Source organism: Maribacter arcticus (assembly GCF_900167935.1).
Lineage (GTDB): Bacteria > Bacteroidota > Bacteroidia > Flavobacteriales > Flavobacteriaceae > Maribacter > Maribacter arcticus.
The window spans coordinates 61892-75474 of the sequence record NZ_FUYL01000005.1 but is presented as its reverse complement, the minus strand read 5'-3'; the positions used below and the strand labels follow the sequence as shown (position 1 = coordinate 75474).

Sequence of the window (13583 nt, the reverse complement as noted above, 5' to 3'; positions counted from 1 at the left end):
CGTTCAACATTGTTAAGCAAAACACTTTGTACTTTTTACTCAGTACTATGTACTAGTTTATTTTTTATATTTAGCAGAAAGATCTTTACATACCGCAGTTAAAGTATCAGTAACCTCGTCTGTAAGTTTACCAGCCTTCAACGTGTCTAAAACATCTCTATGCTTCGCATTAAGAAATTCTAAATAATCACGTTCGAATTCTTTTACTTTCTCTACTGGCACATCTCTTAACAAGTTTTTAGAACCTGCATAGATAATTGCAACCTGATCTTCAACAGTAAAAGGATCGTTTTGAGCTTGCTTTAATATTTCAACGTTTCTACGTCCTTTTTCAATAACATTCAACGTAGCAGCATCTAAATCTGAACCAAATTTTGCGAACGCTTCTAATTCACGGAACTGTGCTTGATCTAATTTCAACGTACCTGCAACTTTCTTCATTGATTTAATCTGTGCGTTACCACCAACACGAGATACAGAAATACCTACGTTAATCGCTGGTCTTACCCCTTGGTTGAATAAATCTTGCTCTAAGAATATCTGACCATCAGTAATAGAAATTACGTTAGTTGGGATATAAGCAGAAACGTCACCCGCTTGCGTTTCAATAATAGGTAATGCAGTTAATGAACCTCCACCTTTTACCATTGGCTTTAACACCTCTGGCAAATCGTTCATTTCTCTAGCAATTGCATCATTATTAATCACTTTTGCCGCACGTTCTAACAATCTAGAGTGTAGGTAGAAAACGTCACCTGGATAAGCCTCACGTCCTGGTGGTCTTCTTAACAAAAGAGACACCTCACGATATGCAACCGCTTGTTTTGACAAATCATCATATATAATTAATGCTGGACGACCAGTATCACGGAAATACTCCCCGATAGAAGCACCTGCAAAAGGTGCATATACTTGCATTGGTGCAGGGTCAGATGCATTAGCCGCTACAATTGTAGTATAGGCCATAGCTCCTTTATCTTCCAATACTTGAGCAATACCAGCTACCGTAGAGGCTTTCTGACCAATTGCTACATATATACAATAAACAGGCTCACCTGCATCGTAAAATTCTTTTTGATTTAAAATGGTATCGATACAAACTGTAGTCTTACCAGTTTGGCGGTCACCAATCACCAATTCTCTTTGTCCTCTACCCACTGGAATCATAGCATCAATAGCTTTAATACCCGTTTGCATTGGCTCTGTTACAGGCTCTCTATAAATAACCCCTGGTGCTTTACGCTCCAATGGCATTTCATAAGTTTCACCAGAGATAGGCCCCTTGCCGTCTATTGGCGTACCTAAAGTATCAACCACACGACCAACAATTCCTTCACCAACTTTAATAGATGCAATTCGTTGCGTACGTTTAACAGTATCGCCTTCACCAACTGATTTAGAAGGTCCTAAAAGAACCACACCAACGTTATCTTCTTCAAGGTTCAAAACGATACCTTCAAGTCCGCCGTCAAACTCAACTAATTCCCCATATTGGGCATTTGCCAGTCCGTAGACTCTTGCGATACCATCACCTACCTGTAAAACAGTACCTACTTCGTCTAAAGTTGCGGTAGCATCAAATCCTGATAATTGTTTCTTTAAAATTGCTGATACTTCAGCGGCTTTTACTCCTGCCATTTTTAATTAGATATAAGATATTAGGCGATAGATGTAAACATCTGAAGCCTTATATAGTTATTATAGACTATTCGAAAATTCTCTTTTAATATTATTTAGCTTATTAACGATACTTGCATCATATTGTAAGTCACCTATTCTTAAAATGAATCCACCTATGATACTTTCATCAATTTTATTCTCAATGGTTACTTCGTCACCAGTAATATTAGCAACTTGCTTTAAAACCTTTTTTTCCATTTCAGCATTTAAAGGTACTGCAGTAGTCACGTAAGCTACGCCTTTTCCTTTCAATTGCTCATTAAGTATAATATATTTTAATGCTACTTCATTAAGCATTCCAATACGCTTGTTATCCACTAACATGCTAATTGAACCCTCTGTTATAGCATCGCTACCCTTAAAGATTTCTGCTAATGCATTCCTTTTAGAACTACCAGATACTACAGGGCTAGCAAGAACATCTCTCAACTCTTTACTATCGGAAATAGTAGCTGCGATTGAACGCATATCTTTCTCAACAGCAGTCAAGGCTTTCTTTTCCTTGGCCATATCTAATATTGCCTTTGCGTAACGTAATGCTGCTCTTGATTCGCTCATTATATTTCTTAGTTAAGTTTTAAATCGCTCAACAATGAATCTACTAACTTCAATTGCTTTTCGCTATTGGACAACTCTTCCTTTATAACCTTCTCAGCAATGGCAACAGACAATTCTGCAACTTGGTTTTTAATATCTGCAACAGCCGCTTTCTTTTCGCTTTCTATTGCCACTTGCGCCTGCTTTAACATTTTATCCCCTTCTACTTTAGCTAGTTCTTTAGAATCTGAAATCATTTTTTCTTTGATTTCACGTGCTTCTTTTAACATAGACTCACGCTCAGCACGTGCCTCTTGAAGCATTTTTTCATTGTCAGCCTGTAAATTTTGCATATCGGTACGAGCTTTCTCAGCAGCAGCCAATGCATCTTTAATACCTGACTCTCTTTCGTCAAGAGAACTTAAAATAGGTTTCCAAGCAAATTTTACCATTAGAAAAATCAATCCTAAAAATAAAATTGTCATTACAACAAATAAACCCGGTGAAAAATCGTTAATTAAAATCTCCATATCTTATTTTTTTAAATACTAAATCAAAAATTAAAAAACACTTCCTGCAACCAACCGTTGCAGGAGAATGTTCTTTGGTCTTTGTGTTCCTATTTTCCTAAGAACAAGGCACCGAATGCCAAACCTTCCAAAAGTGCAGCGATAATAATCATCGCAGTTTGAATTTTTCCTGTCGCTTCTGGCTGACGAGCAATACCTTCCATTGCCTTACCACCGATTTGACCGAGTCCAATACCTGCTCCGATTACGATTAAACCTGCTCCAATTAAATTGTACATAGTAAACTGATTTATATAATTAAATTAAAAAAACTCTCGTTAAATAAAATCTCCTCTTACATCTTCCGCGTCTGGCACATCATGACCATGTGTATCGTGCTCATGATCGTGATCATGTTCTGCCACTGCCATACCTATAAATAGTGCTGAAAGCATAGTGAAAATATATGCCTGTAAAAAAGCTACCAAAACTTCTATTAAAGTGATGAAAAATGATAATACTAAAGAAAGACCCGTTGCACCAACAACACCTAAACTCTTTTTTAATGTAAACATAATAGCAATTAAACTCATCACAACAATATGCCCTGCTGAAATGTTTGCAAACAAACGCACTAACAATGAGAATGGCTTGATGACCAATGCTCCTGCCAATTCAATGACTGCCAATACTGGTCTGATTAGAACCGGTACACCTGGCATCCATAATATGTGCATCCAATAATCTTTATTTCCACTAAAAGTGTATATAACCAAGGTAAAGATTGCCAAAGCCGCCGTTACAGCTATCTGGCCAGTAACATTAAAACCGAAAGGTGTAAGACCTAATAAGTTCAAAATCCAGATAAAAAAGAATACGGTCAATAAGTAACCTGTGAATTGACGATATCTTTTTTCGCCAATATTTGGACGCGCAATTTCATCCCTTACATAAAGTACTAGTGGCTCTAAAACTCTACCAAAACCTGTTGGAATACTTTTATTTTTATACTGTCTTGCCAACGAAGAAAATGCAATCAACATAAACAGACCAATTAATAAAATACCAAAGACACTTTTTGTAATAGAAAAATCTAAAACTTTATCTGCGTTGGTCGCGTGATGCGTTTCGTCGAATTCAACTTGAGAAGCACCTGCATTTAATTCGTAAATCTTACTATGAAATTTTACAAAACTTGAACCATTTCGTTCAACAACCACCTTACCATCATCATCATGATGAAAAGCAGAAGACATAAATGTTGCAAGACCATTACTAGACCATACAATTACAGGTAATGGAAAACCAACATGTTTACGCTCACCGTTAGAGGTATACGAAAACAAATGAAAGTCATGAGCATCTTTAATGTGATGCTGAATATACGCATCTACCTCATCTTTAGTATCTACCTCAAGGTTTTGATCCTCATCAGAAGATGCAAATCCTTGTAAGGAAAAACATAGTACGAAAAGTAGTGTTGCCGTTTTCAATGTTTCTAAAACTTTCTTCATTATTTCTTTTTCAAAAAATTAGCTCTTGAAATTTTGCGCAAAAGTAATTATTATTAACCTAATCTGCGCAAATTTAGAGCTTTAAATTTTAGCTTTTTTGCCTCGCATTATTTTTGAAATGAAAATCACTTCAAGCGGCAAAAATACAATAACAGGAATTAATAGGGAAGACCTATAAAAACTAGATAACAAATTCTCTCCTAAAAGTTGTGGATAAAAAAGGGCTGCGAAAACCACAATCTTAAAAACCAACAGTCCCATATATATAAATCCTAATTGCACAAAATACTTATCGTATCGAGCAAGAATAATGAACGCTAGTATTAAAATCAGAGAAAAACTAAAATGAAATAGATATGCTTTCTTAAGTAATGGTACAAAAAATTGATGCTCTTCTACTAAAAGAAAAGGATGTAAAAAATAAGAAGTCGTGCCCACGAAAAGGAACACGACTATTATTATGAGAATATTTTTAAGCAATTGACCCTATTTATTTAAGGTCATTACTTTTTTAATGACCAAGTATATGGACAAAAATACGGCAAGTAATGTAACCGTGTCTTCTAAATATGTTTTTTCGAATTTTACATCTAGCCATTCTCCTAAAAGATTGCCCAAAAACATTGTAGCACCCATTTGAATAGCAATACCAGATAAGCTTGCAGCTGTTCTTAAAAGTTCGGACTTATTTTCACGAGGCTTTTGCGGTATCATTGCTGTTTGCTGATTTAAAGCCTGCGTTGTTACCCGAGCCTTTCTTCCCGCCCATTGTACATGCAGCGTTGAAGGTTGCGCCTGGTTCAACAGCCAATTTACTAACTGTTACTGTACCCTCTATAACTGCAGATGCTTTTAAAGATAATAAGTCAGTTACTAAAAGCTCACCATTAAAGCTACCTTCAATATCAGCATTCACACATTCTACTTTACCATGTATGTAGCCGTCTTTACCTATAACAACTTTACCAGATGTTTTTACATTACCATCTAGCTTACCGTCGATACGAAAATCTGCTTCGGAAATGATATCTCCTTTTATCTTAGTATTCTTTTCAATTCTGTTGGGTTGCCCTCCTATTTCATTCATAGCCTTAGGTTTTTGTCTGTCTGAAAACATTGTTCACGGTTTTGGGGTTAAAAGCGTATTTCTATAATCGATTATATTCTTATGTACCTGTATAATCTTATAGTTCTCGGATAAAACTACAAAATTCTCATCAGCAACTCGGTAATCCTTATTGTTTTTTAGAAGCTCGGCATAGCCAAGTGCAAAATCTTTAGATTTAAAGCCATGTACTACCACAAATTGATCTTCAAGATTGTAAATATCTTTTGATACAATATTTTTGTAACGAAGATCTTCGATGGACTTCACTAACAATTCCATCAATTTTAAAGCCTTTTGGTTATTACTTCTCTTAAACGGAAAAACTACTTTCCAGTTAGACGTTCCCTTCGAATCCGTCTCTGGTGAAAATTCTTTAGGTTCTAATTTTGGCAACTGCTCCGCTACCATTTGTTCTGCCTTTTTACCTTCGGGATTATTCGGGTACGTTAACGCGACATAATTAAGAGCTTCTTTAAACAGCTCGAAACCTTGCAGCCTTCCAATGGCATTCGCTTTCAACATTTCAAACTTAGGCACTATTGGATCTCCAGTAAATCTGTTGATGTTCTCCTCAGCACCAGTAATCACTTGTAAAAATTCCTGCTCCTTAAATTTTTTGAATAAATTTTCATATCGCTTTTCTGGACTATCAGAATTATCGGCCAACACCGCTTGCGGATTCAATAAAATTTCAGCATATCTAGAATCTGAATGATTTGTTATGATATCATTCTTCATCGCATTCATTAACGGACTGTCGACCTCTTCATAAATCTTATACAGATTGTATTTAGAAGGTAGAATTAATCTTTCTTCGGCATTGGATGCTAAAACATCTTCTAGTTTACCAGCTGCCAATAAATTTTCGTTGAACTTCTCTTTATAAATCAATCCTAATTGATAATTAGCAAAATTACGTTCTGTTTTTAGGCTATCGATTACCGCTACATCAGTTGGTAAACGATCCATATAATATTCAAGAGAAAATTTCTCATCGTCACTTATCGTACTTAAACTATCGGTAATACTAGTGGTGTTTTGAGCAATGTCATCTTTAACATTTACTCTAGATTTGTCTGACCAACGCCAATCATCTGTCAGCTCTCGATTTCCCCACTTGTTCTTAAAATCGTTTTGTCCGTAGCCTAAACTAGTAATGTTATAAAAATAGAACTTTCCTTTATTTTCCTTTCCGCCCTTGCTTTTATTAAAGGCGACGAAACCATCAGTAATTCTATCTTTCTCTTTCTTCTCGGCTGCTTCTTTCTCTTTTTGTAAGTTTTCAATATGCTTTCCAAAATAAGCCAATTGCTTTTCCTTAGGCATATTATACAGTGTTATGACACTATCGGCATACTGAACTATATCTTCGTATTTTATTACATCTTCTAGGTTATCGAGCTTCCTTTTAATAGACCTGTATTTCTTCGAGTTATCATCAAGATTCGTAAGCACGCTATCATAATAGCCTCCTGCAGCCTTATAAATACTTTCATCAAAATTATACTCAGCCAAATTTTCATAGTTGAGAGCATTCAGTTTTGGTTTATTCTGTGTAGCCCTAAGCGATTTATTAAAATATAGCAACGCCAAACTATCAGATTCTTGTTCTAAATGAAACTCTGCCAGCTGTCTGAAAATATTATCTAAAAAAGGTCTGTTCTCCCTATTCAATTCCATTTCAGTCAAATACTCTAAAACCTCTTCCTTATTCTCGTTTGATATTTTGGTGTTTCTTAATTTTTGAATCTCGGCATTGATCATATAGACTCTTGGCGATTTCCTGTTTAAATCAATGACTTTATCAAAAGCGTAATTAGCGCTGTCTTTATAGCCTAATTGGTTATAAAGTTGCCCTATGATATAATAATACCTTCCCTTTTCGGGATTCTTTTTGGTGTAATGCGATGCAATTTTAAGATTTTGCACTGCTGTATCGGGTGCATTAAGATTTATAAATGCTTGCGCCATCATCGCTCTTGCATCGGCATACTCTTGATCTTTCAATTGCTCAAACTTCATTAAGCGCTTAAGATTCTTAATCGCTAAATCTTCATTTTCTAAACGAATGTTCACTTTTTCTCGCCAAATATTGGCTTCGTTAAGTTTATCGCTTTCAGAGTACTTATTTAGTATGTAATTAAAAGATTCTAATGCAGGAATATAGCGCTCGTCAAAATAACGTGCTTTACCCAACAATAAAAAAGCTTCGTCTATTTCAGGGTTTCGCTCTTCATCCTTAATATCCATACTATGCCTCTGAATTGCTTTTGTCGCTTTCTCTTCAGCAATAAGAAAATTAGGATTGTTGTCTTCTGAATCAAGTTTTATTTCACCACTTACGGCTAAACGTTCTACTGGCAAAACTTCAAAGTAGTCATCTTGATAGGTATCATTTAAAGTGTTACGGCCTTCTTCAAATGCGATATTACCATTATACAAGGTGTTGTATTTGGTATTTAATGCGTGCCATTTGCGATTTATTAAGGCATCTTTTTTGGTTGAACATGCATTAAAGAGCATGGTTGCCAAAACACCGGATAAAATAAGTTTTTTTCTAAGGTTCAAAATAGATGATCTACGTATGTATGTTTAACTTAAAAACAGCCATATTATTATACGGTTCATCGGTAAAACGTATTTTTATTTTCAAGTATTATACACTTGAGCTGGCTTTCACATTACACAAAAACCGACTAGGTAGTTTGTTTCAATTCAAAACCAACGTGATTTATTCAAATTTTATCCGATAATCGATACGATTAAAAGTTCATCGTCTTTTAAAGACTTTACATTACTAAAAAACCGACCATATGGTCGGTTTTTTGATTTTTTGAACAAAAAAGTGATTTGTCGATGTACTACATTGACATTTTACCATTCAATGCCGCTATCCTGCAAAGAAGACCTCTAATTCTTTTAATGTTTCGGTCGATGTTTGAATATCTTTTACCACTTCTCCCTTATTTAAAACTACAATACGTTCACATACTTCGGTAACATGAATTAGGTCGTGGCTAGAAACCAATACAGTAACATCTTTCTTTTCTGCCAACTCCTTTATTATCTGTTTTAAACGTATTTGCGTAGTTGGATCTAAATTGGCGAAAGGTTCATCTAAAATAACCACTTTCGGGTTTCCTATAAACGATGCAACAATACCCGCTTTCTTTTGATTTCCTTTAGATAAGTCTCTTAGGTACTTCTTCTGCCCTAAAATCTCGCCATGAAAAAAATCTTGATATTCAGACAGTAATGCATCAACATCTGCTTTGTTTTGCCCACGTAAGTCGCCAATGAAGTAGAAATACTCTTCGGGGGTTAAATACCCTATTAAAAAAGTTTCATCAATAAACGATGACGTAAAAGGTTTCCACTCTTCACTAGTGTTCACTTGAACATCATTATTAATGATATGACCCGTTGTAGGCTGAATTAAATCGAGTAGAAGACTAAAAAGGGTAGTTTTACCCGCACCATTATTACCTACTAAACCGAAACTTTGCCCCGTAGGGATTGATAATTCTCCAATATTTAAAACTATTTGTGAACCGTATTTTTTTGATAAATTTTCTATTGTAATCATATCTGAATATTCGAATTTGTAATTATAAAAAGAACTAGTACTGTACTACCCTTTTAACTTGCCTTTTCCTTAAAGCCAGCAATCATTCCGTATTTTTTTCTTTTGTATTGTTCTGTAATTAAGTTCAACAAGTAATTCTTCATGGCAAAACCGATAACTCCTAAAACGGAAAGTACAATTACTGCTACTTGTATATTAAATACGTAATAAAATATGGAGAATAAGATTATTGGAACCACAAGAACCGGAAGCATAATTAGAAATTGTGTAGCGCTAGTACCTTGCATATTACCAAACGGACTTTGATCTAATTCTATTCGTTTTTTATTGAAGGAACCGAAATATAAAATGACCGGTATATTTACTCCTAAATTATACAGCGCACAGCCAAAATTTATAGCTAAAGCTTCCCAACCGAAGTATACATAGGGTATAGTCAACAGGAACATAAAGACTACACTAACGGAAATTAAGATTACTTTTGACTCTAAATACTTACGCATAGGTATGTTCTGAGACATCATCATACTATAATAACTACTATCCCATGCTGGTATAAATTGACCAAAATTACTTAAGAAAATACCTGTCATAAAAATACCTACAAAGGCCTTCATGGGCACCATGCTGCTATACACATCTACGGTGTAAAATATTAATCCATAAAAGACAAAAAGTAAAGAAATAAAGACCTGTGATTTAGTACGTTTGTTTCTCCAAATCATTTTTAAATCGAGCTGCAAAAACGAACCCATTTCTCCAAAGCGCTTTGTCCAGGCTAAATCAGAAGTATTGGCTTCTACTTTTTTAGATTTTAATTTCGCATCCAAATAAATTTTATCCTTTAGAAATTTATAGTTGATATAGTATATACCGAAAGCTAAAACAATTGGTATGAGTACTGTTATCGGATACGCATAAAGTGCATGGAAAACAGGAGCTAGTAATTCCTTAATAGAGAAAATGCCAAAATAATCTAATCCATAACCAATGATTAAAATACTTGCTATACCAATTAGTGCTTTTTCGTTCTTATTAATTAAAAGATTCAAGTAATTGATACAAAGAACAATTGCCATAACCGCTACAACCCAAAGCAATACATTTAACCCAGGGTAACTATTAAAAAGAAGCACAATAGCAAAAGGAATTATAAAAAAGAGGGTCAACAAATTATAAATTGATGCTGCTGATCTACCCAATATATAATGGGCAATAGTGCTTTTCTTTACTGGTGTGGTCAAGAATGGTTTAATATCCATCACTGGTAATTTTTGCATAAAATACCTTAGAAATAATTCAATTAGAACCCAGTAAATGAAATATTGACTAATACTCCACATGGGACTTTGATCCGGAAAAATTTTCCTAAGGATAAAATACATTCCCGCCCCTAAACCTGCAAGGGATACTAGCATGTAGACACCAAAGAATCCCATCAGGATCTTTATACCAAGACTTTTGCCCAGGTTGGAAGATCTAAAAAAAGACTTCCATTGTAACGAAGTAAATTGTTTGAACATAGGGTGGTTGGTTTTAGTGTTCAGCGTATTGGTAAGGAAAACTGGTATTTGTTACAGATTTTGTGTGATTTTATATTCTGGATAGGTTTCTGCCAGTAATTCTTCACCTTTGGAGGGGATTACGAACATGGCTACATAACTTACTAAAGCAACAGAAGTCCAAACTATGGCAAAGGAAACATCAAACCATATATTATTTAAGATAAAACCTTCAGCATGTATGGTTGACAAACCAAGTTGCAAAGAGAAATTACTTAGCAGTGTAATACCACCAAATTGAAAAATCATTTCACCTAACATCCACTTTTTTCCACCTTTAATCATATCAAGTTCTCGATTCTTTCTTGTTATAAAAAAATATCCTAAAGCTCCTAAAGCCAACACCGAGGACAATCCCAAGACAATTCCTTGTTTCCATTCCTCATCTGTACTATTGTAAAGCAAAACCGAAATAATAACTATGACTAAAAACATTATAAGAATTTTTGGCAACTGAAACCATTCTTTAAAAAATCGCCAGATAATCTTACGGTATTTTTTACCCATTGCCTTTTGCCGTTCGGCTACTACATCCATAAACCCAAAAACACCAAATTTTTTAAACTCCATTTGTTTGGCTTCATCAAAACTAAGTTTTGGGGAGTGTGCCCACTGCTGTTCGATGCCGTTCGCAAGGTGATCCACCAGCTCGGTTTGCAGGTCATAATGCTCAACATAATGAGCCCTAGTAAACTTGTATAGTTCTTGTATTTGGTCTTGTGATAGTTTCATGCATTAATAGTATTAAATACTTTTAAATGCGCTTTATAAAGGGGGAAGAAAGAAAAAGAAAAAACCAACATAATAGAATACGCGAGAAATCCAACAAAATCATATTCGCCACTTTTAAACACACCAAACATATCAGTTAAAAGTGGATTATGTAAAAAAAACCAAAGCCAACAGCTTGTGTTTTAAAAAGATAACTAAATGAACTTTTTGTTTTTGTTCTTCTTATTGCAAAATGAAGTATGACTATAATGCCAATAGCCAAAAAATAAGCATACCCGAATAAGTTTCGAGAAAATTCTAAAAATAGGGTATTATCAAATTTTCTAGATAGTATAGTAAACAAAATGGTTATTAACAAAGCGATTACCCCTGTTCGTAAATATATTCGTTTAAGCTCTTTTGCACACTTATAAATCAACATTTTTGGGCCAGAAAATAATAAACCTATTAACGGACTTGAATAATTTGAAAGTTCTTTCTCCCATATTACGACAACGTCTTTAAATGCCATTGAAAAAGAGACCTCATCTTCCTCCATTCTATCTTCAATAGAATTAGCCATGTGATCTAATACTTCGTTCTTCAAATCTACCTGAACTAATTCCTTCCAGTTAAGATAATTCTCTATAACATCTAATTGATTTTGTCCTAATTTCATGCAACAATTTTTAGTTAATAGTCCATTTAGGATTCACGAGTTGCTCCATATTTCGAATAAAATCTTCTAATTCAACCAAGCGATTTGTTTTTTCCTTCACTCCCTGCTCTGTTAGTTTATAATATTTACGAAGTCTATTATCTACCTTTGCAACTTCAACAACTAATAACCCTTCAGCCTCAAGTTTATGTAATGCAGGATATAATGCTCCTTCCGTAATCTTTAATTCACCCTTTGTTATTTCCTTTACTTTTTGTGTAATCTCATAACCATACATTCTACCACCTTCATCTAACAATTTAAGTATGATGGTATTTAAACTTCCTTTATATAGTTTTGAATTCGCCATTACCTTGTCTTCGTTTTGTACGCTACTCCGCCACAACTAACAACGAAGCTTCTTGTTAAATATACATAATTTTCTTATGCATAAGATTTTTAGGTATTAAATTTTCTTAAACAGCTTGATTTCTAAGAAATTAAATGATGGACAATTTCTTATGTAAATTTTCAGAAAAAAAGTTAAGGGTTTTTTAAACTGAACAGTCAAACAAAAACATAGTGATTTATATTTTTTGATCAATGTCATATTATTTAGCAAAATCAATGCTTAATTTTGTACTCGATTTAAAGAAAAGATCATATGTCGCATTTTCACCCACTAACGGTAAAGAATATTAAAAAATTAACGCCAACTTCAGTAGCGGTAACTTTCGCTATCCCAAAAGATTTGGCACAGACCTTTGCTTTTACGGCCGGTCAATATATCACCATCAAAAAAGAAATAAAGGGTAAAGAATTAAGGAGAGCATATTCTATTAGTTCCTCACCAGAAAAAGATGGAATTACTATTGGTATTAAAATGGTAGATAAAGGAGGATTTTCCAACTACGCCAATAATAAATTACAAGTTGGTGATGTACTTGAAGTAATGGAACCCGAAGGGCGTTTTACCTATAATCCTACTAACGAAGTTCAGAATGTAGCAGCATTTGCGGCAGGCAGTGGTATTACCCCGATAATGAGCATTGTAAAAAAGGTTTTGGATAATAACACCAAAAATAAATTTGTGCTTGTTTATGGTAATAAATCGTATGAAGAAACTATGTTCTATACTGATTTAGTGAAATTAGAATTAGAATATTCCAATCGGTTTTTTGTTTACTTTACCAATAGCCAAACCCGCGAAGACAAAGCTCTGTTTGGCCGTATTGATACCTCAATCGTTAATTATGCCTTAAAGAACAAACATAAAAACGTTGATTTTGATGCTTACTACCTATGTGGCCCAGAAGCGATGATCAACACCGTTCAAGACACCCTTTTAGATAATGGTATTGACAAGAACAAGATTCATTTTGAACTTTTTACCCCAACCGAAATTAAAGAAGAACTTCCTATTCAAGCAGAAGGATCTACCGCTATAACTGTTGTTTTAGATGACGAAGAATTTCAATTTACAATGGATAAAAAGTCCTTGGTGTTAGACGCTGTATTAAAAGAAAACATTGATGCTCCGTATTCATGTCAAGGTGGTGTTTGTAGCAGTTGTATTGCCAAAGTAACTGAAGGAAAAGCAGAAATGGTGATGAATCAGATTTTAACGGATAAGGAAATAGCGGACGGATTCATTCTTACTTGCCAAGCGCATCCTACAACACCTACTTTAAAAGTTGATTATGATGATGTATAAATTG

The 13583-nt window shown here is 34.4% G+C and carries 15 protein-coding genes; 1 reads left to right on the top strand and 14 read right to left on the bottom strand.

The window, feature by feature from the left end; translation table 11 throughout:
* Positions 1 to 57: 57 nt before the first annotated feature.
* From atpA to B5X55_RS09100, 14 genes are all read right to left on the bottom strand, one after another.
* Positions 58 to 1638, bottom strand: a complete 1581-nt coding sequence (gene atpA / locus B5X55_RS09165) for a F0F1 ATP synthase subunit alpha (protein ID WP_079512326.1) — start codon at positions 1636 to 1638, stop codon at positions 58 to 60.
* A gap of 60 nt (positions 1639 to 1698) precedes the next feature.
* A complete protein-coding gene (gene atpH / locus B5X55_RS09160) occupies positions 1699 to 2238 on the bottom strand; it encodes an ATP synthase F1 subunit delta (protein ID WP_079512325.1) in 540 nt (179 codons plus the stop codon).
* Positions 2239 to 2246: 8 nt separating this feature from the next.
* A complete protein-coding gene (locus tag B5X55_RS09155; RefSeq protein ID WP_079512324.1) occupies positions 2247 to 2747 on the bottom strand; it encodes a F0F1 ATP synthase subunit B in 501 nt (166 codons plus the stop codon).
* Between the two features lie 89 nt (positions 2748 to 2836).
* Positions 2837 to 3025 (bottom strand): ATP synthase F0 subunit C, encoded by a 189-nt coding sequence (gene atpE, locus B5X55_RS09150; RefSeq protein ID WP_013993139.1) that lies wholly within the window; start codon positions 3023 to 3025, stop codon positions 2837 to 2839.
* Between the two features lie 39 nt (positions 3026 to 3064).
* On the bottom strand, positions 3065 to 4240 hold the full coding sequence (gene atpB, locus B5X55_RS09145) for a F0F1 ATP synthase subunit A (RefSeq protein ID WP_079512323.1): 1176 nt from the start codon (positions 4238 to 4240) through the stop codon (positions 3065 to 3067).
* A gap of 81 nt (positions 4241 to 4321) precedes the next feature.
* Positions 4322 to 4720 carry a DUF6168 family protein gene (locus B5X55_RS19280; RefSeq protein WP_339666548.1) on the bottom strand — a complete coding sequence of 133 codons (399 nt, stop codon included), beginning with the start codon at positions 4718 to 4720 and terminating at the stop codon, positions 4322 to 4324.
* A gap of 6 nt (positions 4721 to 4726) precedes the next feature.
* A complete protein-coding gene (locus B5X55_RS09135) occupies positions 4727 to 4954 on the bottom strand; it encodes an AtpZ/AtpI family protein (RefSeq protein ID WP_079512321.1) in 228 nt (75 codons plus the stop codon).
* The gene (locus B5X55_RS09130; RefSeq protein ID WP_079512320.1) at positions 4932 to 5357 is read right to left on the bottom strand and encodes a bactofilin family protein; all 426 of its coding nucleotides are present in this window, start codon (positions 5355 to 5357) and stop codon (positions 4932 to 4934) included. Before B5X55_RS09130 ends, B5X55_RS09135 begins: the two co-directional genes overlap by 23 nt.
* 3 nt (positions 5358 to 5360) lie before the next feature.
* A complete protein-coding gene (porW, locus tag B5X55_RS09125; protein ID WP_079512319.1) occupies positions 5361 to 7916 on the bottom strand; it encodes a type IX secretion system periplasmic lipoprotein PorW/SprE in 2556 nt (851 codons plus the stop codon).
* Between the two features lie 322 nt (positions 7917 to 8238).
* Positions 8239 to 8934 (bottom strand): ABC transporter ATP-binding protein, encoded by a 696-nt coding sequence (locus B5X55_RS09120; RefSeq protein ID WP_079512318.1) that lies wholly within the window; start codon positions 8932 to 8934, stop codon positions 8239 to 8241.
* 53 nt (positions 8935 to 8987) lie between these two features.
* On the bottom strand, positions 8988 to 10457 hold the full coding sequence (locus B5X55_RS09115; RefSeq protein ID WP_079512317.1) for a DUF5687 family protein: 1470 nt from the start codon (positions 10455 to 10457) through the stop codon (positions 8988 to 8990).
* A 51-nt stretch (positions 10458 to 10508) separates the two neighbouring features.
* Entirely contained in the window at positions 10509 to 11228 is a 720-nt protein-coding gene (locus tag B5X55_RS09110; RefSeq protein ID WP_079512316.1) for a hypothetical protein, read from the bottom strand.
* 136 nt (positions 11229 to 11364) lie between these two features.
* The gene (locus B5X55_RS09105) at positions 11365 to 11886 is read right to left on the bottom strand and encodes a hypothetical protein (protein ID WP_079512315.1); all 522 of its coding nucleotides are present in this window, start codon (positions 11884 to 11886) and stop codon (positions 11365 to 11367) included.
* Positions 11887 to 11896: 10 nt separating this feature from the next.
* Entirely contained in the window at positions 11897 to 12235 is a 339-nt protein-coding gene (locus B5X55_RS09100; RefSeq protein WP_079512517.1) for a PadR family transcriptional regulator, read from the bottom strand.
* 294 nt (positions 12236 to 12529) lie between these two features.
* Here B5X55_RS09100 and B5X55_RS09095 point away from each other — a divergent pair, with 294 nt between their 5' ends.
* On the top strand, positions 12530 to 13579 hold the full coding sequence (locus B5X55_RS09095; RefSeq protein ID WP_079512314.1) for a ferredoxin--NADP reductase: 1050 nt from the start codon (positions 12530 to 12532) through the stop codon (positions 13577 to 13579).
* Positions 13580 to 13583 lie beyond the last annotated feature (4 nt).

Coding starts and splice junctions, on each gene's coding strand:
- atpB (WP_079512323.1), bottom strand. CDS start 4,240: ATGAAGAAAGTTTTAGAAACATTGAAAACGGCAACACTACTTTTCGTA.
- B5X55_RS09110 (WP_079512316.1), bottom strand. CDS start 11,228: ATGAAACTATCACAAGACCAAATACAAGAACTATACAAGTTTACTAGG.
- B5X55_RS09100 (WP_079512517.1), bottom strand. CDS start 12,235: ATGGCGAATTCAAAACTATATAAAGGAAGTTTAAATACCATCATACTT.
- B5X55_RS09130 (WP_079512320.1), bottom strand. CDS start 5,357: ATGTTTTCAGACAGACAAAAACCTAAGGCTATGAATGAAATAGGAGGG.
- B5X55_RS09135 (WP_079512321.1), bottom strand. CDS start 4,954: ATGATACCGCAAAAGCCTCGTGAAAATAAGTCCGAACTTTTAAGAACA.
- B5X55_RS09155 (WP_079512324.1), bottom strand. CDS start 2,747: ATGGAGATTTTAATTAACGATTTTTCACCGGGTTTATTTGTTGTAATG.
- atpA (WP_079512326.1), bottom strand. CDS start 1,638: ATGGCAGGAGTAAAAGCCGCTGAAGTATCAGCAATTTTAAAGAAACAA.
- atpH (WP_079512325.1), bottom strand. CDS start 2,238: ATGAGCGAATCAAGAGCAGCATTACGTTACGCAAAGGCAATATTAGAT.
- B5X55_RS09095 (WP_079512314.1), top strand. CDS start 12,530: ATGTCGCATTTTCACCCACTAACGGTAAAGAATATTAAAAAATTAACG.
- B5X55_RS09105 (WP_079512315.1), bottom strand. CDS start 11,886: ATGAAATTAGGACAAAATCAATTAGATGTTATAGAGAATTATCTTAAC.
- B5X55_RS09115 (WP_079512317.1), bottom strand. CDS start 10,457: ATGTTCAAACAATTTACTTCGTTACAATGGAAGTCTTTTTTTAGATCT.
- B5X55_RS09120 (WP_079512318.1), bottom strand. CDS start 8,934: ATGATTACAATAGAAAATTTATCAAAAAAATACGGTTCACAAATAGTT.
- atpE (WP_013993139.1), bottom strand. CDS start 3,025: ATGTACAATTTAATTGGAGCAGGTTTAATCGTAATCGGAGCAGGTATT.